Origin of the sequence: Pantoea sp. GM_Pan_4, assembly GCF_026541005.1 — a bacterium.
In the GTDB taxonomy this organism is placed as follows: domain Bacteria; phylum Pseudomonadota; class Gammaproteobacteria; order Enterobacterales; family Enterobacteriaceae; genus Pantoea; species Pantoea dispersa.
Genome location: NZ_JALNUZ010000003.1, coordinates 127,527 through 147,343, shown reverse-complemented (window position 1 = coordinate 147,343; position 19,817 = coordinate 127,527). Strand labels below are relative to the sequence as shown.

20 protein-coding genes are annotated in these 19,817 nt (G+C 53.5%); 11 read left to right on the top strand and 9 right to left on the bottom strand.

The genetic code is table 11. From position 1 onward, the window contains the following. The first annotated feature begins 65 nt into the window (after positions 1–65). From OXR61_RS09655 to OXR61_RS09630, 6 genes are all read left to right on the top strand, one after another. Entirely contained in the window at positions 66–1,460 is a 1,395-nt protein-coding gene (locus OXR61_RS09655; RefSeq protein WP_021508795.1) for an LLM class flavin-dependent oxidoreductase, read from the top strand. After that, entirely contained in the window at positions 1,457–2,476 is a 1,020-nt protein-coding gene (locus tag OXR61_RS09650) for a methionine ABC transporter ATP-binding protein (protein WP_021508794.1), read from the top strand. Before OXR61_RS09655 ends, OXR61_RS09650 begins: the two co-directional genes overlap by 4 nt. Continuing rightward, positions 2,473–3,171: a methionine ABC transporter permease gene (locus OXR61_RS09645; RefSeq protein ID WP_021508793.1), complete on the top strand. Its 699-nt coding sequence runs from the start codon at positions 2,473–2,475 to the stop codon at positions 3,169–3,171. Before OXR61_RS09650 ends, OXR61_RS09645 begins: the two co-directional genes overlap by 4 nt. Further along, the gene (locus OXR61_RS09640) at positions 3,168–4,043 is read left to right on the top strand and encodes a MetQ/NlpA family ABC transporter substrate-binding protein (RefSeq protein ID WP_021508792.1); all 876 of its coding nucleotides are present in this window, start codon (positions 3,168–3,170) and stop codon (positions 4,041–4,043) included. Before OXR61_RS09645 ends, OXR61_RS09640 begins: the two co-directional genes overlap by 4 nt. A gap of 174 nt (positions 4,044–4,217) precedes the next feature. Next, complete coding sequence (locus OXR61_RS09635) at positions 4,218–5,648, top strand: MFS transporter (RefSeq protein ID WP_031279946.1); 1,431 nt, start codon at positions 4,218–4,220, stop codon at positions 5,646–5,648. Positions 5,649–5,651: 3 nt separating this feature from the next. Next, entirely contained in the window at positions 5,652–6,866 is a 1,215-nt protein-coding gene (locus tag OXR61_RS09630; RefSeq protein ID WP_021508790.1) for an acyl-CoA dehydrogenase family protein, read from the top strand. A 102-nt stretch (positions 6,867–6,968) separates the two neighbouring features. Here OXR61_RS09630 and OXR61_RS09625 read toward each other — a convergent pair whose 3' ends face one another. Further along, positions 6,969–7,478 carry an ATP-binding protein gene (locus tag OXR61_RS09625; RefSeq protein WP_021508789.1) on the bottom strand — a complete coding sequence of 170 codons (510 nt, stop codon included), beginning with the start codon at positions 7,476–7,478 and terminating at the stop codon, positions 6,969–6,971. A gap of 375 nt (positions 7,479–7,853) precedes the next feature. Here OXR61_RS09625 and OXR61_RS09620 point away from each other — a divergent pair, with 375 nt between their 5' ends. Together OXR61_RS09620 and OXR61_RS09615 are read left to right on the top strand one after the other, a co-directional pair. Then, entirely contained in the window at positions 7,854–8,387 is a 534-nt protein-coding gene (locus OXR61_RS09620; RefSeq protein WP_021508788.1) for a hypothetical protein, read from the top strand. A gap of 571 nt (positions 8,388–8,958) precedes the next feature. Beyond that, positions 8,959–10,092, top strand: a complete 1,134-nt coding sequence (locus tag OXR61_RS09615) for a glutathione-independent formaldehyde dehydrogenase (RefSeq protein ID WP_267411953.1) — start codon at positions 8,959–8,961, stop codon at positions 10,090–10,092. Between the two features lie 199 nt (positions 10,093–10,291). On the opposite strand, the gene OXR61_RS09610 is transcribed toward OXR61_RS09615, so the two are convergent. The 5 genes from OXR61_RS09610 to OXR61_RS09590 all read right to left on the bottom strand — a co-directional run bounded on the left by OXR61_RS09610 (position 10,292) and on the right by OXR61_RS09590 (position 13,412). Then, positions 10,292–10,756, bottom strand: a complete 465-nt coding sequence (locus OXR61_RS09610) for an anti-virulence regulator CigR family protein (RefSeq protein WP_021508786.1) — start codon at positions 10,754–10,756, stop codon at positions 10,292–10,294. A gap of 285 nt (positions 10,757–11,041) precedes the next feature. Next, the gene (locus tag OXR61_RS09605; RefSeq protein WP_021508785.1) at positions 11,042–11,353 is read right to left on the bottom strand and encodes a hypothetical protein; all 312 of its coding nucleotides are present in this window, start codon (positions 11,351–11,353) and stop codon (positions 11,042–11,044) included. Positions 11,354–11,546: 193 nt separating this feature from the next. Then, positions 11,547–12,242 (bottom strand): DJ-1/PfpI family protein, encoded by a 696-nt coding sequence (locus OXR61_RS09600; protein ID WP_021508784.1) that lies wholly within the window; start codon positions 12,240–12,242, stop codon positions 11,547–11,549. A gap of 229 nt (positions 12,243–12,471) precedes the next feature. Further along, complete coding sequence (locus OXR61_RS09595) at positions 12,472–12,825, bottom strand: hypothetical protein (RefSeq protein ID WP_021508783.1); 354 nt, start codon at positions 12,823–12,825, stop codon at positions 12,472–12,474. Continuing rightward, a complete protein-coding gene (locus tag OXR61_RS09590) occupies positions 12,819–13,412 on the bottom strand; it encodes an NUDIX domain-containing protein (RefSeq protein WP_021508782.1) in 594 nt (197 codons plus the stop codon). Before OXR61_RS09590 ends, OXR61_RS09595 begins: the two co-directional genes overlap by 7 nt. An 80-nt stretch (positions 13,413–13,492) precedes the next feature. On the opposite strand from OXR61_RS09590, the gene OXR61_RS09585 reads away from it, so the two are divergent. Then, the gene (locus OXR61_RS09585; protein ID WP_021508781.1) at positions 13,493–14,242 is read left to right on the top strand and encodes a DeoR/GlpR family DNA-binding transcription regulator; all 750 of its coding nucleotides are present in this window, start codon (positions 13,493–13,495) and stop codon (positions 14,240–14,242) included. Positions 14,243–14,391: 149 nt separating this feature from the next. Here OXR61_RS09585 and OXR61_RS09580 read toward each other — a convergent pair whose 3' ends face one another. The 3 genes from OXR61_RS09580 to OXR61_RS09570 all read right to left on the bottom strand — a co-directional run bounded on the left by OXR61_RS09580 (position 14,392) and on the right by OXR61_RS09570 (position 16,795). After that, the gene (locus OXR61_RS09580; protein WP_071813625.1) at positions 14,392–14,829 is read right to left on the bottom strand and encodes a VOC family protein; all 438 of its coding nucleotides are present in this window, start codon (positions 14,827–14,829) and stop codon (positions 14,392–14,394) included. 511 nt (positions 14,830–15,340) lie between these two features. Beyond that, on the bottom strand, positions 15,341–15,751 hold the full coding sequence (locus tag OXR61_RS09575; RefSeq protein ID WP_021508779.1) for an ASCH domain-containing protein: 411 nt from the start codon (positions 15,749–15,751) through the stop codon (positions 15,341–15,343). Positions 15,752–15,904: 153 nt separating this feature from the next. Beyond that, positions 15,905–16,795 carry a DMT family transporter gene (locus OXR61_RS09570; RefSeq protein ID WP_021508778.1) on the bottom strand — a complete coding sequence of 297 codons (891 nt, stop codon included), beginning with the start codon at positions 16,793–16,795 and terminating at the stop codon, positions 15,905–15,907. 106 nt (positions 16,796–16,901) lie between these two features. Here OXR61_RS09570 and OXR61_RS09565 point away from each other — a divergent pair, with 106 nt between their 5' ends. Further along, a complete protein-coding gene (locus tag OXR61_RS09565) occupies positions 16,902–18,236 on the top strand; it encodes a PLP-dependent aminotransferase family protein (RefSeq protein ID WP_021508777.1) in 1,335 nt (444 codons plus the stop codon). A 473-nt stretch (positions 18,237–18,709) separates the two neighbouring features. Further along, complete coding sequence (locus OXR61_RS09560) at positions 18,710–19,696, top strand: autoinducer 2 ABC transporter substrate-binding protein (protein ID WP_031279943.1); 987 nt, start codon at positions 18,710–18,712, stop codon at positions 19,694–19,696. Positions 19,697–19,817: the final 121 nt, after the last annotated feature.

Below are 19,817 nucleotides of genomic sequence, written 5' to 3'. Positions count from 1 at the left end.
ATCCTGAAAATTAACTGACGAACGCCGGGTCGCTGCACGATCACGGCCTCGCTATGGAGATTGCTATGCCATCGCAACGCGAAATACGCCTGAATGCCTTTGATATGAACTGTGTCGGTCACCAGTCGCCCGGACTCTGGGCCCATCCCCGTGACCGCTCATGGCAGTATAAAGATCTGGAATACTGGGTTGATTTGGCGCGCCTGCTGGAGCGCGGCAAGTTTGACGGCCTGTTCATAGCCGATGTGCTCGGCATTTACGATGTGCTGAACGGCAACGGTGACGCGGCGATACGCCAGGCTACTCAGGTGCCGGTGAACGATCCGCTGGCATTGATTACGCCGATGGCGCTGGTCACAGAGCACCTCGGTTTCGGCTTAACCGCCTCGCTGTCGTTTGAGCATCCATATCCGTTCGCGCGCCGTTTGTCGACGCTGGACCATCTGACCAAAGGCCGCATTGGCTGGAACATCGTTACCTCCTATCTGGAGAGCGGCGCGCGCAACATTGGTCATAAAGCGCAAACCGATCATGACAGCCGGTATGACTATGCCGATGAGTACCTGCAGGTGGTCTACAAACTACTGGAAGGTAGCTGGGAGCAGGATGCGGTGCTGCGCGATCGTCAGCGTCGTATTTTTAGCGATCCCGGCAAAATCCATCCGATTAACCATCAGGGTACCTTCTTTAACGTACCGGGCATCCATCTGTGTGAACCCTCGCCGCAGCGCACGCCAGTGCTGTATCAGGCCGGTGCATCGAGCCGCGGCAAACAGTTTGCGGCTGAGCACGCAGAATGTGTGTTTGTCGCCGCGCCGTCCAAAGTGCTGTTGAAGAAAACCGTGGCCGACATCCGGCGTCGTGCTGCCGAAGCCGGTCGCGATCCGCGCAGTATTTTGATCTTCAACCTGCAGACGGTGATTGTCGGTGAAACCGATCGGGCGGCGCAGGCGAAGTGGCAGGAGTATAAAAACTGGGTCAGCTACGAAGGCGCGCTGGCGCTGGTTTCTGGCTGGACCGGCATCGACTTTGGACAATATCAGCCGGACCAGGTGCTGAAATACCTGCACACCAACGCCATTCAGTCAGCAGTTGAAACTTTCTCTACTGCCGATCCCGATCGTCAATGGACGGTGAAAGCCCTGGCTAACTGGGTGGGCATCGGCGGTTTTGGCCCGCTGCTGGTAGGCAGTGCGGCAACGGTGGCGGATGAGCTGCAGAGCTGGGTAGAGGAGACCGACGTGGATGGTTTCAACCTGGCGTATGCGCTGACCCATGAAACCTTTGAGGATGTGGTCGAGCTGCTGATTCCGGAGCTGCAAAAACGCGGCGTTTACAAACAGGATTACGCCGCGGGCACGCTACGCGAAAAGCTGTTTGCCGCCGGGCCGCAGCTCAGTGCGCCGCATCCGGGTGCTGGCTATCGCGTACGCAGCGCGCAGCAGCAGGAGGTTATATGATCGAAATCGAGCGCCTGAGTAAACACTACCGTGCGCCGGACGGTCGCGTCACCGACGTGCTGAAAAACATCACGCTGCAGGTGCCGGAAGCCAGCATCACCGCGGTGGTCGGACCGAGCGGTGCCGGCAAATCTACGCTGGCGAAATGCATCAGCCTGCTGGAGCAGCCGAGCGGCGGCAGCATCCGGGTTAACGGCAGCGATTTATCCCGGCTGGATGGCGAAGCGCTGCGCTGCGCGCGTCGCGCTATCGGCACGGTATTTCAGTCTTCCGCGCTGCTGCAGCGTAAAAGTGCCTGGGAAAATATCGCGCTGCCGCTGCGCTATCTCGGCGTGGTCGAGCGCGATATCCGTGCCCGCGTCGGCGAGCTGCTGGAGAGTGTCGGGCTGAGCCACAAAGCCAGCGCCTTTCCCGCCCAGCTCTCCGGTGGGCAGCGGCAGCGCATCGGTATTGCCCGCGCGCTGGCGCTGCGTCCGTCTGTACTGCTGGCCGACGAAGCCACCTCCGGCCTCGATCCGGAAGCGACGGTCACCATCCTTGAGCTGCTGAAAAAACTGCGTGACGACTACCGGCTGGCAATCGTGCTAATCACCCATGAAATGGATGCCGTACGTCAGGCGGCGGATGCGGTTGCCGAGATTCGCGATGGAGAGATAGTGCAGTATGGCACCGTCAGTGCGCTGCTGGCACAGCCGGACAGCGCGCTCGGCCAGCGGCTGCTGCCGCTGACGGCACAAGTCAGTGATGCTGGACTGGTGCTGCAGCTTAGCTACCGTACCGATGTCGCGGTGGCCAGCGACTGGATTTCGCGCATCAGCCAGCAGTTCGCTTTAAAGGTGGATCTGCTGGGTGCGCATGTCGAGCGGGTCAATGGCATCCAGGCCGGACGGTTGCAGGTGGGCATTCATTTTCAGCAGGAGCAGGTGCCGCTGGCACGGTTGCTGACGCAGCTTGAGCAGTATGGCCTGGCGGCCAGCGTTGCTGTCAGCGTGCCGCCGTTACGGGAGGCGGTATGAGCGTATCCGTGATAAGTCAGGACACGCCCTGGCCTGAAATTCCGGCACTGATGCTGCCGGCGCTGGGTGAAACCGCGCTGATGGTCGGCATCGTGATGCTGTTTGTGGTGAGCCTCGGTGGCGTGGTTGGCGTGGTGCTGTTTAACACCTCGCCGCGCGGCCTGTTTCCGCAGCGCGGCGTGCATCGGGTGCTGAGCTGGATCGTCAATATGGGGCGCTCGTTACCGTTTCTGGTACTGATGGCGGCCATCATTCCGTTTACCTTCTGGCTCACCGGCACCACCATCGGCATTCCGGCGGCGGTGGTACCGATGATCGCCGCCGGGATTCCTTTCTTTGGCCGTCTGGTCGACAACGCATTACGCGAGCTGCCCGGAGAAGTTACCGCCGTGGGGCTGGTGTGCGGCGGTTCGCGCTGGCAGATCATCCGCTCCGCCCAGCTGAGTGAAGCGCTGCCGGCGATTGTCGCAGCCATCACGCTCAACCTGATCTCCATGATTGAGTACTCGGCCATCGCCGGCACCATTGGTGCTGGCGGCATTGGCTACCTGGCGGTGGTGTATGGCTATCAGCGGTTCGATAACCACATCATGATCGCCACCATCATAGTGTTAATTGCACTGATTCAGACCATTCAATTTTTCGGCGACCGGCTGGTTGTGGCCTTGCGCCATCCTCAGGGGACATCGTTATGACAACACAAGAATTTGAGTTACGTAAAACACGCCGCTGGCCGTGGCTGCTGCTGATTATAGTGGTCATTTTGCTGGCCGTCGCTGGCTGGTCCTGGCGCAGCCAGCAGCCGCAGGCGGTGGTGTTTGGCACCACGCTGAAAGTGCATTATGAGCCGGCAATGGCCGGGGAACAGAAGCTGATTGACTATGTGGGTGAGCATATCGCGCCGGACTACGGCCTGAAGCTGGAGGCGGTCGGTGTGCAGGATCCGGTGCAGGCGGACCGTGCGGTAGCAGAAGGGCAGTATGCTGCAACGGTCTATCAGCATCAGTGGTGGCTGAAGCAGGTGGTCGATGCTAACGGCTTCCAGCTCACTTCCAGCCTGCCTCTGTTCCAGTGGGCCTTTGGTATTTACTCCGATCGCTACCACTCTGTGGCCGATCTGCCGCAGGGCGCAACCATTGTGGTGCCCGACGATGGGGCGAATCAGGGCCAGGCGCTCTGGCTGCTGGCGCGCCAGGGATTGATCACCCTCGATCCGACGGTAGAACCGCGCACCGCCAAACTGAAAAACATTGTCGGTAATCCGCACGGTTTCGTGTTTAAAGAGCTGGATCTGCTGACCATGCCGCGGGCGCTTAATTCGGTCGATGCAGCGATTGGTTATGTGTCGCAGTTTGACGCCGGTAAAGTCCCGCGTGACAAAGGTATTCTGTTCCCGCCCGCGCCGCGCACCTTTGCCTCGCAGCTGGTGATCGGTACGCCTTACCTGGAGCAGGAGAACATCGTCAAACTCAGGCAGGCTTTTGCCGATCCGCGCGTGCAGCAGTGGCTAAAAACCACCGATGACCCGCTGGTCAAAGGCGTGCTGGTGCCGGTTTCTGCTGAATAACTTTACTGCCGAATACGCTACCCGGACCCGCACTGCGCGTCCGGGTTTTAGCGTTGGTGTCTTTATTATCTTATTGATTATATTGTAATTAATAGCAAATATTGTTGCTTTGGTTCCCTGCATAAAGCGCTTATAACCACCTCACCTGCACAACAAAAACAGACGTGAGGCGTTATGAGTACTCTTCCTTTAGAAAACACCTTGCCGGCTTCGCAACCGGTACGTTCGGTCAGTGATGTGGCAAGGCTGATCAACACCCGCAGTAGCAAAAACAACTATGCGCGCATGATTGTGTTTCTCGCGTTGGGTGGCGTGTTCCTCGACGCCTACGACCTGACCACACTGTCGTACGGCATCGATGACGTGGTGCGCGAGTTCCAGCTATCGCCGTTCACTACCGGGCTGGTCACCTCATCCATCATGGTCGGCACCATTGTCGGCAACCTGATTGGTGGCTGGCTGACGGATAAGTACGGCCGCTATTCGGTGTTCATGGCCGACATGCTGTTTTTTGTCGTATCGGCGATTGCGGCGGGCTTAGCACCCAACGTCTGGGTGCTGATTGGCGCGCGTTTCCTGATGGGCATTGGCGTGGGCATCGATCTGCCGGTGGCGATGTCTTATCTGGCGGAATTCTCTAAATTTGCCGGCAAAGGCAACAAAGCCGCACGGCTCGCGGCCTGGTGCCCGATGTGGTATGCGGCTTCCACTGTGTGTTTCCTGCTGATTTTTGGCCTCTATTTTCTGCTGCCTAAAGATCATCTCGACTGGCTGTGGCGCGCCTCGCTGCTGTTTGGCGCGGTACCTGCGCTGTTGATCATCGCGGTACGCAGCAAGTTTATGAATGAATCACCGTTGTGGGCCGCGAATCAGGGCGATCTGACCTCGGCGGTGCGTATCCTGCGTGATTCATACGGTATTCATGCACACGAAGCAGAACCGGAATCGCCACCCGCGGCGGCGCCGAAGGTGAGTTTTCGCGTACTGTTCCAGAAGCCGTGGCGTGAACGCACCATCGTTGCCGGCGTAATGAATATCTGTATTTCGTTTGAGTACACCGCCATCGCCTTCTTCCTGCCGTCGATACTGGCACAATTTCTTGGTGCCGGTGTGTTCGAGACTATCTCAGCTTCGCTGGGGCTGAACGCGCTGTTTGCCTTTACCGGCGGGCTGCTGGGGATGCGCCTGGCGTGGAAATATCCGTCACGCCACGTGGCGATCGCTGGCTTTGCGCTGCAGTTTTTGGCGCTGGTGGCGCTGGCGTTGATTGGCCACCCGCAGGCGCTAGTGGGCATCGTATTCGCGGTGCTGATGCTCGGGCTGTGGCTGTTCGCTGAAGGCTTTGGCCCGGGCGCACAGCTGATGGTCTATCCGGCGCTCTCGTATCCCACCTCGATTCGCGCGACCGGCGTCGGCTTTAGCCGTGCGCTGTCGGGCATCGGCAGTGCGCTGGCGCTGTTCATTCTGCCGATTCTGCAGGCGGCGCTCGGCACCAACATGTTCTGGGTGGTATCGCTGGCCGCCATCATTCCGATCTTTTTCCTGCTGGTGGTGCGTCACGAACCGACCCACCACGACATCGACGACCTTTCCCCTCAGGAGTAAAACATGAGCATTCTCTCTACCGGTACTGACTATGACACGCTGGCGGCGCACTTCCGACCGCTGTTTGCCCGCATCGCGGCCGGCGCAGCGGAACGCGAGCGTACGCGTACCTTGCCTTATGAACCACTGCAGTGGCTGAAGGAGGCCGGCTTTGGCACGGTGCGTATTCCACAGCAAAAAGGTGGCTGGGGCGCCTCGCTGCCGCAGCTGTTTCAGCTGTTAATTGAGCTGGCGGAAGCGGATTCCAACCTGCCGCAGGCGCTGCGCGCGCACTTTGCGTTTGTCGAGGACCGGCTCAACCAGCCGGACAATGTGGAGCGCGATGCGTGGTTTCGCCGTTTTGTTGATGGCGAGTTGGTGGGCAGCGGCTGGACGGAGATTGGCAACGTCAGGCTGGGCGACGTGATCACCCGCGTCACGCCTGCCGCCAATGGCTGGACGCTGAATGGCGAGAAGTTTTACAGCACCGGTGCGCTGTTCGCCGACTGGATAGATGTTTACGCGCGTCGCGATGACAATCACGGTGACGTGATCGCGCTGGTCAATACGCATCAGCCGGGCGTCACGCGTGAAGATGACTGGGACGGATTTGGCCAGCGCCTGACTGGCAGCGGCACGACGCGCTTCGAGCACGCGCATGTGGAGACGCAGCACGTGTATGATTTTGCCACGCGCTTCCGTTATCAGACCGCGTATTACCAGCACGTGTTGCTGGCGACGCTGGCGGGCATTGCGCGCGCGGTGGCGCGGGACGGCGCGGCCGCCGTTGCCGCACGCAACCGCGTTTACAGTCACGGTAACGGAGCTGCCTCGCGGCAGGATGCACAGGTGCTGCAGGTGGTGGGCGAGATCACCAGTCTGGCATTTGCCGTCGAAGCCACGGTGATTCGCGCTACCCATTCACTGCAATCAGCGTATGAAGCGCACGTCAGTGCCGATGAAGCGGCCATCGCCGCCATCAACAACCTGGCGGAAGCCGAGGCCGGACAGGCGCAGGTAATCGCCAGCGAGCTGGTGCCGCGTGCCGCCACCGAATTGTTTAATGCGCTTGGCGCATCGGATACGCGCGTCAGCAAAGCGCTGGATCGTCACTGGCGCAATGCGCGCACCGTCTCGTCGCATAACCCGGTAATCTACAAAGCGCGCGACATCGGTGACTGGAAAGTCAACGGCACGCCACCAACCGGCATCTGGCAAATCGGCAGGGGAGAGGGGTAACCAGTCTTGGTGAGCAAACGGCGCCGTTATCGGGCGCCGTTTAATGGCGCAGAACCCGGCTGCGTCATGGAATTAGCACCTCATAAGCCGCAACCAGGCGGCTTAAGAGCGGTATTCAATAATATTGAAACCTTCATCAGCCGCTGGCGCTGAGAAATAACGGCTTATGATTTCAAACTGTTCATCTGAAGCGGCAAAATCGTGAGTGCCTGCTGCGTTACGGGCACGTAATCGGCTCTTACACACCTCATCAGGGACGTTAAGGAAATGCAGGTGGTTAGCAGCACCTGATGCTTTAATGATACTCATCATCCATTCACGACTGGCGGGTGTATTAGCCGGAAAATCCAGCACTACCGACATCCCCGCGTTAAGTAATGACACCAGATGCGGTTTCATGGCATTTCTGAGCTTAGAGGAATACTGCACGTAATCCGCGACCGTGTGCATTTCATCGGCATAGAGCGCAGCAAGCCAGCGATCCTCACTGATAATGAGAGTATGTGGTGCAGCGCCTAATTTTGCGGATAACGTAGATTTACCCGACGCAATTTTTCCACATAACAGGTGAAGCGTGGCTTTTTCAGGTGATGCGACATCGGTGGTGTTCATGGCTGACCTCACTGGTTGATTACCGGTAAGGCCCGCCTTACCGGCGGGAAAATGGCAAACGTTATCCCACCTGAACGTGCAAGGTGATAATAATGATTGCGGAAGACAGGGCTGAGCAAGTTTTCATCGTTTTAAACTAACAGGTTAAGTCTCAATAATCACCTGATGCTTTGCTTTAGCTGTGATGGCAGCTTGTTGTTGATAACGGAGTTCGCAGGGGGGAGGGCCGTTTGGTGCCAGGAGCGGACATTATTTAGGTGTCAGACAGGTATCTCAGGGACAGATTATCCCCGGATGGCTGGCTTAATATCTGTTAAAGATTTCACACCCACAGGCCGATAAAAACAGGAGCGACAGAAACGTAAGGAGATGCGCATGTATGGAAAACTGGTTATTACGGGAATAATAGTAACGTTGTTAAGTGGATGTTCGGCTGGGTTTAGGCCTTCTCTGGAAGACTATAAAGGTTCAGATGCAGCCAGGGTTCGTGCTGCATCTGAGGGCAATACAGCCCTGCAATTTTACGAAAAACAGCCGAGTGGCTGTTATAAAAAAGTTTTAGAGCGCCGGGTTACGGCTGGTCTGGCTATTCTCGGTATTCCTGTGTCAGGAAATAAAAAAATCGGAATGCCAGAATCAAGTAACAATAAGGGGGTTTTCATTAATGAATTTACTATCAAGCCGGGGCAACTGATAAGTATAATTCATTACTGGACTCAGCCGGGCTACTACCAAAATACAGAACGATCTGTCTCCACCAGATTCATTCCTCAGCCAAATCATGATTACGATATCGTCGTCACTGGCTCAGAATTTGGCGGGGATAGCGTATCGGTGAGAGATCTGGATCCAGGCGCTAAGATAGTTGGCTGGGAAGGTAATTACTGCCCCTCCGGTATATTTGATTAATTGCATGACGCTGGTCACCGTGTGTACGCTTAAGCCCACCCTGGAGTGGGCTTTTTTATGTGGTAATAAAAGCGCCTGCTTATGCTGGAAGTGCGTCGGGGTTCAGGAAAAATCAATGACGATTAACGCACGGCAAATACTGAACTCAGGATGAAGTGCAGAAAAATAATGATGTAAGCCGTGGCACTCAGCAAGGTGCGCTTTTCCATCAGGATAAACGTCAGTCCGGACAGCGCCGCACCTGGTCGCTGGATAAAAAGCAGGGAATAGCAGGGCGGATGTTGAGGGCAATAGCGGTTACGGGATTCAGCACAAGGCTAAGTCAGCGTAGCGGTGTGGTGCGCCAGGGGCCTGGAAGAAGGGGGAGATAAAGGGCGTTTAGCGAAACGGTGCTTACAATTCATAGAGTTACATAATATTAATGCTCCCGGGCGACTTCATGGGCTGTTCTACACTTACACATTCAATCGAGCAGTTTGATTGAAAAAGCAGCATCACTGAGAGGGAGGCGACCGCAAAGCGTCACGCAGCCGCAGCCTTCATAACTGATCATGCACGTGAGGAGAACATCATGAAAGCAGTTGTCTATAACGGACCTTTTGACGTTTCAGTCAAAGAGGTTCCGGATCCCAAAATCGTTCGCCCTACCGATGTGCTTGTCCGTATTACCACCACCAATATCTGCGGTTCGGATCTGCATATGTACGAAGGACGAACCAGCTTCGAACAGGGTCGCATCTTTGGCCATGAAAACCTGGGGCAGGTCATTGAAATCGGCAGCGCGGTTGAGCGGGTCAAAGTTGGCGATTATGTCTGCCTGCCCTTTAATGTCGGCTGCGGATTCTGTGAAAATTGCGAGAAAGGGTTAACCGGCTATTGCCTGACGGCAAATCCGGGTACGGCCGGTGCCGCCTATGGCTTTGCTGAAATGGGCGAATGGGATGGCGGACAGGCGGAGTTACTGCGTGTTCCCTATGCTGACTTTAACTGTCTGGTGCTGCCGCCGGATGCGGTTGAAAAAGAGGAGGACTACGTTTTACTTTCCGACATCTTCCCCACCGGCTGGCATGCCACTGAACTGGCAGGATTGCGCCCCGGAGAGAGTGTGGCGATTTACGGCGCAGGCCCGGTCGGCTTGATGGCCGCTCACTCGGCGATGATCAAAGGCGCATCGCAGGTGTTGGTGGTTGATACCCATCCGGACAGGCTGGCGCTGGCCGAACAACTGGGCGCTGTGGCGATCAATGGTGTGGGCGATGAGGCCGTAAATAAAATTCTCGAGTTAACCGACGGGCGCGGCACGGATTGCGGTTGCGAGTGTGTGGGATATCAATGCTGCAATAAACATGGCCACGAGGATAACTCTGCCACGCTTAACAGCCTTGTCGCGTCAACTAAGGCCACGGGCGGCATCGGTGCGGTCGGCGTTTTTGTTCCGCAGGATCCCGGAGGCGCGACCGACCTGGTCAAAGAGGGTAAAGTGCCATTCGATTTTGGGAATTTCTGGTTCAAAGGTCAGTCAATCAAGACCGGTCAGTGTAATGTCAAAGCGTACAACCGCCAGCTCGCAAGGCTTATCCATCAGGGCAGAGCCAATCCGGCGCAGATCATCTCACATCGTCTCGCTCTGGCAGATGCTGCCGAAGGCTATAAGCATTTTGATGATCGTGATAATGGCTGGACAAAAGTCATTCTGAAACCCTGAAAGCCAGGTAACTCAGAAGAGCTAAGACACATTCAGGCGGTGGGAAGAGGGAGAACGAAAACTGCCTGTCTGTGGCTGGCTATATCTGGCATCACCACGCTTATGAAACATCAGCGCAAACCCGATAAAGCGCTTAAGCAGTCCCGCTGTTAAGCGCCATGAACTGAGCTGCAAGACGCCAGATATCTGCATACTGGGGTTAGTTGAACACACCGTTAATCACAGCGGTCACGACTGCAGTGCTTAACGCAATAAGCACTAAATCATCTCCCACCGCGCGCCACTCGTAGCCGGGGTAGTAAGGCAGCGCATTGATCATCGATGCCGGCAAATTTTTCTTAGCGATGCCCGGCGGCAATGCTTTCCCACGCGCCACTTTCTTAGCGATTCCCGGCGGCAGAGACTCATAGCCGACAAGGCCATAGTTGACGGCGAGCGCTCGTGCCTGAGAGAAGCTGATATCAGATTGAACATGATCGGGGTGTCGGCCGTTCTTGCGATGTCCATGTTCGTTTTTCGACGATGCGTAACCCTGCTCTTTATTTCCGTGCGCGCCATTATTACCGTGATTGCCATTGCCAGGGTTTGCATAAGCCGGTGCAACAAAAACGGCGAAACCAATCATCAGAGCAAAGGTTGTTTTGAGCGTGCGTTGCGTAAGCATGACAAATGTCCTTAATAGTATGTATTGCCTTATTGAAATATAGAACGAGGCGGCAATCTTAACCATCACCTCATTTCTGAAATATCAATAATGTAATAAGCCGGACATGTCTGGAACTCACTCTGAACGCGGGCATTCCACTGCTCATCCTCTGAATCCAGGGAGGTACCTGCCGGCTCGTGACTATTGAGAGAAACGTCCGCTCGTCGCGCAAAGCGGACATTGACGCTTCGAATCAACTTAGAGACGAATCAGGACAACCGTTAGGTCGCCCTGAAAAGGGGGCTAAAGCGGTAAAACGGTTTCCACGGTGTGCTGAAAAACGTATGGATCGGAAAGTAACTCAAATTGTTCGTCATCCGGATACGTCACTGCCACGTGATAGTTTTCTCCCGCGAAGGTCTTTACTGACTGCAGATCCTTCCAGTAAGTTGCCAGAAAGAAATGCTCCCAGTCGCCCTGTGTTTCTCTGCGCACATAAGCGCCTATATTCCCTGCAATGCTTCGTGAATGTTTCACACCTGTCTTCTCAAGGTGTTTCGCAAAATCTTCAGCGTGTTTGAGTGGAACACAACCGTGCCAGGTCCTTACAATCATTCGTTTTTCCTCTTAATGTGGCAAGGATGTCACCCTAACATCGCAAGCCACTTAACGGTGTAATTTCTGAAGGCCGTGTTCGATAATGCAAAATAAATTTATGACGACAAAAGCCTATTTACTCTTACCTGTAGGTCCGTTTTTCGCTCATCGAGGCATTCGTCGGTGGGGAAGTCCGCTCCGTGCCGACCCGTTATTTCTGCAGTCTGCCTGCGGCTTTCAACGTTGCCTGTCGCCGCTTTTCAATAAATGGCGCAACCTGTTGCTGAGCTTTTTTTAGCTGTTCTTCAGATGCGGAGCGGGGCGAGCCACAGTCAAAGGGCGGGGCAGGGTCATATTCCATATGCAGCTGAATGTTTTGCGCGATATCCGGTCCGAACATCTCTGATACGACGCTGAGGGCAAAATCGATACCTGAAGTCACACCGGCGCCCGTTATGCGATTGCGGTCGCGTACAACGCGCTCATTTACCGGCTCTGCGCCCAATAGCGCCAGCTGATCCAGCGAAGCCCAGTGTGTCGTCGCTTTATATCCCTCAAGAAGCCCGGCCGCGCCCAGCACAAGCGATCCGGTGCATACCGACGTTACCAGCTTCGCCTGTTTACTTTTAGCCCGGATAAACGAAAGGACTTCTTCATCCTCCATCAGGTTTATCTGCCCCGGCCCGCCGGGAATACATATGATATCCAGCGCGGGACACGCGTCGAACGTGGTGGTTGGCTGAATCGCCATCCCCCGGTCTGACACCACAAGCTCCAGATTTTTCCAGATGAGATGCACCTTCGTGTCTGGTGCCCGCGCAAAGACTTCAAACGGACCGGTCAGGTCAAGCTGCGTAAGCGCAGGGAACAGCAGCAGACCGATGGATGTAGATGCAGAATCATTCATAAATAATGCCTTCATTGTGTGCCAGCAGCCGACATCGCTGCGGTAAGTTATGAATCACTGCAACAGACGATGCAGAGAAACCGCCATCAGCAATAGTGGCATATTTCCCCAGCATCAATGAGTTTGTTTTATTCGCGAAAAATACTCGTGTTTGGATGACGGCGACAAGCCAAATGTCCATAAGCCTGAATGGCCGCGCTGGCATCGTCGCCATCCAGTGAAAGCATAATCACCCGATCGGAATCTCATCTATGTCAGTATAAATTTTTGACCCGCGTTCTCTGCCAATCCGTATATCGTTATCGGCGCCGTGCGACGCGCCCGGCATACGTAAGATCGCGTCGCAATGTTGAATAAGCCGATGTGCAACCGGATAAAGATAAGCCTCACGGATTTCATCACCGATTGCCTTTGAACCTGCGGCGGCGGCAAGAGGTAATGCCAGCCATTCTCCAATCACCGGCGTATGCCCTCTGTGATAAACCTGCAGAGCGGCTTCATCTAATTTTTGTATATTGGCGTGAATTAAGACCGGGTCTCCTTCGGTGCCGCTGCGCACAGGGCCGGCAATCAGGATCAGCATGGTATTGGCTCCTCAAAATGGACATTCATGGCAACGTATTGCAGTAACATTATGGTTTTCGCATCCATAATCTCCCCGCTGCGAATTGCGCTCAGGGCCTGAGTCAAAGGCCATTCCAGTACTTCAATATCCTCGCCCTCATCGGCAAGGCCACCGCCTTTGCTCTGGCGATCGTCATCAGCATATTCGGCGATAAAGAAATAGAGTTTCTCGGTAACCGAACCCGGACTCATAAAGGCTTCCATGACTTTTTCAATATGCTGCACCCGGTAACCGGTTTCTTCTTCTGCCTCCGCGACAATGCGGGTTTCCGGCGAAGCGTTATCGAGCAGCCCGGCAGCCGCTTCAATCAAAAAACCTTGGTGACCATTAATGAAAACCGGCAAACGAAACTGGCGGGTCAGCACCACGCTGCGCTTTTGGCGATTATAGAGAAGCACGACGGCACCATTACCGCGGTCATACGCTTCACGTTGCTGCTTCTGCCACGAGCCGTCACGGCGCTGCAATTCAAAGGTGTATTTTTTCAGGGTGTACCAGTTGTCGGACAACAGCTGCTCACGGATATTGCGTATTTTCTGCTGCATAGCTTGCCTCCTGAAGATGACAAAACAGACGCTATCATGCATAATCGTGCAAATTCAAGAAAAAACGTGAGCGGGTAATTATGCTATCGAGCCAGCGTAAACAACAGATTCTGAAGATTCTGGCGGCTGAAAATCAGGTGATGTCAGGTGAACTCAGTCAGCGTTTCGGCATATCCGAGGACTCAATACGCCGCGATTTGCGGGAGCTGGCCGCTGAAGGACTGTTACAGCGCGTGCACGGCGGCGCGCTGCCGGTTTCAGCCGCGCTGGCATCCTTCGAAAAACGCAAAAACGTGCAAATGAGTTCCAAGCAGTGTGTGGCGCAAAAGGCGGTGAAGCTGATTCAACCCGGTCAGGTGGTGATTATTGACGGCGGAACCACCACAGCAGAACTGGTGCAGTTACTGCCAGCAGACCTGGCTTTCACGGCGATCACCCACAGCCCCGGTATTGCAGTTGCGCTGGTGGATTTTCCGCGGGTAGAAGTGATAACCCTGGGCGGGCTGCTCTATCGCCACTCGGTGGTCGCGGTGGGATCGGCTGTCCATGAGGCGGCTGCGCGTATTAATGCTGATCTGTTTTTCATGGGCGTTACCGGCGTGCATAAAACCGCCGGTCTTACGACCGGCAACTATGAAGAGGCCGGCATAAAACGCGCGCTGGCGGGGAGAGCCGCCGAGACCGTTGTCATGGTGTCAAAAGAGAAACTCAATTCCGCCTCTGCCTTCGCGATTGGGGATCTGGATCTGGCCAGTACGCTGATTGTCGATGGCGAGCCTGATAAAGAGCTGCGCATGGTTTTAAAGCAGAAGCATGTCTCGCTGTTGTAGTGCTAATCAGCGTGTTTTTGCAAAACAGATCGGTTCATGATCTTCTATGGCCTGCCGGGTAAAGCGATCAATGTCGGCTGTGTGTCAGAAGCGGACGTCGAAAACGTCACTGTTTTAATTAGTGGATAACAGATCGTAGTTTATGGGCTTCAATGACTAAGCTCCATTAATTCAAGCGTCTGACCATCAGGGCTTTGTAAATATATTACTCTGGTTCCCTTCATCGGCCCTGACAACACTGTCTGAGGTTTACCCGGCGTCTTCCAGCCATAGTCTGATACTTTGCTCAACAGTGTATCAAGATCTTCAACTGTAAAAGCAAGGTGAGCGTAGCCTGGGATATAAGGTGCTGAAGGTTCTGCTGGCTGCTCAATATTATTATATTGTAGTAATTCAATTTTGATACCAGCCAGTTCAAGCAAAGCCATCCGTACATCAGCTCCCCTTGCACCTGTGACTTCATCGATTATGGGTCCAGACATTTTTCCTTCGCGTAATAATTCACCTCCAAGGATATGAGTCCAGAAGAATACGGAGTCTTCAATGTTTTTAACTGAAAAACCAACGTGATTAACACTTAAGATCATTCGATTACCTGCTGAGTTTCGAAAGTTGACCATCCAACTATATGAAAAGAAAGCTTTATTGCTACACAATAAATGCGATGGGATTTGTACAGGAACAAGCACTATGCAATTCGGTTTAAACTATGTATTTACGATTCATACACAGCAACAGATGTACAGAAACCAGCTCCCGTTAATAAATAAGCAACCATGCTATAAGCCTTAATGCCGTTCAGTTAAGTCCCAAATTCACTTACCGCACATTTCGTAGCGGCGCGATTAATCGCGCCTACTAATAGCAGCACCGTGCCCATCAATGCTTCGCGCAATAAATTGCGCCGCTACAAAAAAGTGCCTGCTGTTTACTCTCAATTGATAAGCATTATGCTATAAGCCTGCATTTTTTGTCGATAAATAGCTGATGACCGCTTCGCGCTCATAGCAGAAATGGACTTGTGCTAAGTCCTCTGTAGGCTAAAAGCGGACATTATTATTGATGGCCGCCGATAAAATGCTGACCTTTTGCCTGATCTTACAGCACTTCTACCACTTCAAATTCTTCAGCAATCAACTCCATATCTTCTGAAAAATGACCTTCACGGCTAAAAAAGCGCTGGTGTTCTTTCTGCCAGAATTCAAGACTTAAATCGCCTTCACCTTCTTTGCGGGCAAACGCTTCTGTAACATCACAAAAACGCACCAGCCGCAGTGAAATCAATCTGATCACACAGACCGGGGTATTCTGACCATCAAGAATAATGTTATAGCTCCCAATCTTCGGAGCAGACTCCTCCTGCTGGTAAGCGGTAAACGATCCGCAGGAAGCTGTTTTGATGCCTTTTTTTACCAGTTCTGCCAGCTTGCTGGCCAGTTCCGCGCTGTCACCCATTTGCCAGGCATCTGCGCCAGGATACTTCACTTTTATTTCCTCAACCGCAAACATGAAAATTCCCTCAATCGTCGGTGAATGAAAAGTTAAATCGTTTATAGCATGAACTGTTCCGGTATTGAGAATCAGGCTGATCGTCGCATATCGTGGTTCACTTTTTGCCCAACGCGGACACTTACGTAAATCCAGACGACAGGAGGCTAAGGACTAATCTGCAAACCTGCGCGAGCCAACGACACACAGGATCACGCCCAGTGTTATGAGAATCATCATCGGCCTTACCGTTTCAGACAGTAATGTTGCTGAGAGTCCGAGACCAAAGAATGGCTGCAGCAACTGTAATTGTCCCACAGCGGCGATGCCGCCTGCAGCCAGTCCCCTGTACCAGAAAATGAAACCAATCAGCATACTGAACAGCGATACATATCCCAGTGAAAGCCACGCCTGCAGGCTTATTTCGCCCATGTTCTCCGGCAAGGTCTCCAGGGTGGCAACAAGCATCAGCGGCAGGGAAATAATCAGTGCCCAGCAGATAACCTGCCATCCTCCCAATTCACGCGAAAGCTTTGCACCTTCGGCATAGCCGAGGCCACACACAACCACGGAAGCCAGCATCAGAAGATTGCCGGTTACTGATACAGAACTCTTCTGGAGTAGGGCAAATCCCATCACCAGCAGACTGCCGACAACAGAAAAAATCCAGAAAGCCAGCCTGGGCCTTTCGCCTCCTCTGAGAACGCCGAAAATAGCCGTCGCCATGGGCAACAGGCCGAGGAAGACAATAGAGTGAGCCGAGGTAACGTGTTGCAGCGCCATGGCTGTCAGAAGAGGAAAACCAACCACTACACCTGCAGCAACGACAACCAGAGAAATCAGCTGATGCCGCTGAGGACGAGCCTGACTTAAAAAGAGAATCAGCATAATGGCCAGTACACCGGCAATTGAAGCGCGTGAAAAAGTCAGAAAAAAGGGATCCATTTCCCGCACTGCTATGCGTGTTGCGGGCAAAGAGCCACTGAAGATGATCACGCCGGTCAGCCCGTTCAGCCAACCTGATTTCAGGCCAGAATGTGTATTTTTTACCTTGGTAACTGTCACAACAGACCTCATTAAGTTCGATAAATGATTTAACAGATAACGTTGACAGCCCCCATGCTAAGTACCAGCATTCAGGACAATCAAATAATTGTCATAGATACAATTCATGAAAGCTCGATACAAAGTCATCGTGGATGAATTCGCTTCCGCGATACGAACAGGCGCGCTCGTGCCGGGCACCCGCCTGCCTACCCACAGAGCGCTGTCGGCTGAAAAGCACGTGTCTCTGGCAACGGCTACCCGCGTTTACGCTGAGCTGGAAGCCATGGGATTGGTGAGCGGAGAAACCGGAAGAGGAACGTTTGTCAGGGAAATTTCGCTGCCCGAAGGGCTGGGTCTGGATCAGCACGCAGTGGCGTCAGACGTGCTGGATCTGAACTTCAACTATCCTTCGCTACCGGACCAGGCGGAACGGTTACGCGAAGCAATGCGACAGCTGGCCACATCTGGCGATCTGGCTTCACTGTTGCGTTACCAGCCGCACGCTGGCAGGCAAAGCGACAGGGAGACAATCGCGCTATGGCTTAATGACTCCGGCCTGACCGCATCTGCTGATGAGGTTTTAATTGTAAATGGCGCGCAGCACGGTCTTAGCGTTGCTGTCATGGGGCTGCTGAAACCCGGGGATGTGGTGGCAGTAGATGCTCTGACCTATCCTGGCTTCAAAGCCCTGGCCAGCCTCTATCATCTTGAACTGGTAGCAATACCCGCTGATGCCAGTGGACCTGACCTGACGGCATTCAGGCAAATCTGCCAACGCAGGCGCCTGCGCGCGGTGTATACCATGCCAACACTGCATAACCCGCTTGGCTGGGTTATGAATGATGCCCAGCGCAGGGAGCTGGCCCGTATTGCCAGAACGTTCGATCTTCTTATCATCGAAGACGCGGCCTATGCATTTCTTGTCCGTCGTCCACCGCCGCCGCTTGCCACTTATGCGCCTGAAAGAACCGTTTATGTTACCGGTTTTGCTAAAAGCGTTGCCACTGGCCTGCGCGTCGGTGCTGTGGTGTGTCCCGCTGAAATGCGAATCGCCCTGGAGCGAGCCATCAGGGCAACGACCTGGAATACTCCCTCCCTCATGGTTTCGATTGTCTGCGACTGGATTAAAGATGGCACACTTAAACGCTTTGAGGCGCTGAAAAGACGGGACGCGCGTCAGCGGCAGGCGCTGACGCGCAAAATACTCGTGAACAGTGAATGGGTAAGCCATGCCAACGCTTACTTTATCTGGTTATCACTGCCTCAGGAAGTGAGGGCTGACAGGCTTGTACATCGATTGATGCAGCAAAATATCTCTGTTTCCACAGCAGAGCCCTTCAGCACCTCAAACTGTGTGCCGCATGCTATTCGTCTGGCTCTTGGCTCAGTCACGATGAGTCAGCTGAGCGAGGCCCTGGCGAAAATTAAAGAGGCTATTGAGTATGAGATTGATCTTTGAGCGCTGTCCGCTCCTCGCTCATAAGGAACCATAGCTGCGTGCATGCCCGATCTGCCTCTGGTGCGGATGTGGTTTCATCGTGCCCGGGCATCTGCACAGGCAGTGCAAAACCTCTGCGCCTGCTCCCGTGACGCTGTTCACAATCCGTGCAATTTAAAAGACACCGCGGTGACTTTCCAGTCGTAAAACCCTTAGCGTGGTGTTTTGTATGTAACATTATTGTTAATTTATGGGTCTTTTAATGTTGCAAAATGGCAGTGGAAGCCATCATGAAGCTCAGAATCGTGCCACAACCTTCGATTAATTAACTTTTATTTAACATATATTATCATTAAATTTAACATTTATGGGCTTTGCTCACATTTCCATCATATCTGCGCGAAAACCTATGTACGGGTAAGTTAATCTCTGAGCGTGAATTAAATAGCAACCGCCTGTTCCCTATATCAGAACCTCATCAGAAAGGTACCAAAATGAAATTTAACCTCGCATTAGTCAGTGCATGTGTGGTTTCAGCGTGCATGTTATTCACAACACCCTCATTCGCTGCCAAACCTTACGATATCGCCGTGGTGGCCAAAGTTACCGGTATTCCGTGGTTCACCCGCATGGAAGTCGGCGTAAAAGAAGCCGCGCAGAAACTGGATGTTAACGCCTATCAGGTTGGCGCCTCCACGCCCGATCCGGCGCAGCAGGTCAAGGTGATTGAAGATCTGATTGCCAAAAAAGTTGACGCCATCATTGTGGTGCCAAACGATGCCAAAGTACTGGAGCCGGTACTGAAAAAAGCGCGCGACCAGGGCATCGTGGTATTAACCCATGAATCGCCGGACCAGCAAATTGGTCAGTGGGATGTCGAAACCATCGACAGCCAGAAATATGCGGAAGCCAATATGGACGAGCTGGCAAAAGATATGGGTGGCAAAGGCGGTTATGCCATTTATGTCGGCTCTTTGACCGTGCCATTACATAATGCGTGGGCCAATGCGGCGATCAAATATCAGAAAGAAAAATACCCGGACATGCATGAAGTCACGTCACGCCTGCCGGTGGCAGAAAATATTGATAAATCATACTCCACCACGCTGGATTTAATGAAAACCTATCCTGATCTGAAAGGGATTATCGGTTTCGGTTCCCTTGGTCCGATTGGTGCCGGTCAGGCGGTTCAGCAGAAGCGGGCGAAAAATAAGATCGCGGTTGTCGGGATCGCTATGCCCGCTCAGGCTGCGCCATACCTGATGCGCGGTGACATTAAGAAAGTCCTGCTGTGGGATCCAAAAGATGCCGGTTACGCCCTGGTTTCGGTTGCCGATCAGCTGCTGCAGGGTAAAGAAGTCACTAAAGACCTGAGCATTGAAGGTCTGGGCAAAGCCGACGTCGATATGGATAAGAAAGTGATTCGCTTTAATAAAATTCTTGAAGTAACGCCAGAGAATGCGAAATCACTTGGCTTCTGATCAGAATGTTTAACACCTTAATTTAACGGAGATAGATTATCTCCAGCGCCACACCAGGCAAATAGAAACAGATACGGCGTTGTATGTTGTGCTGTATCTGAACTTCTACTCAGAGATTGAA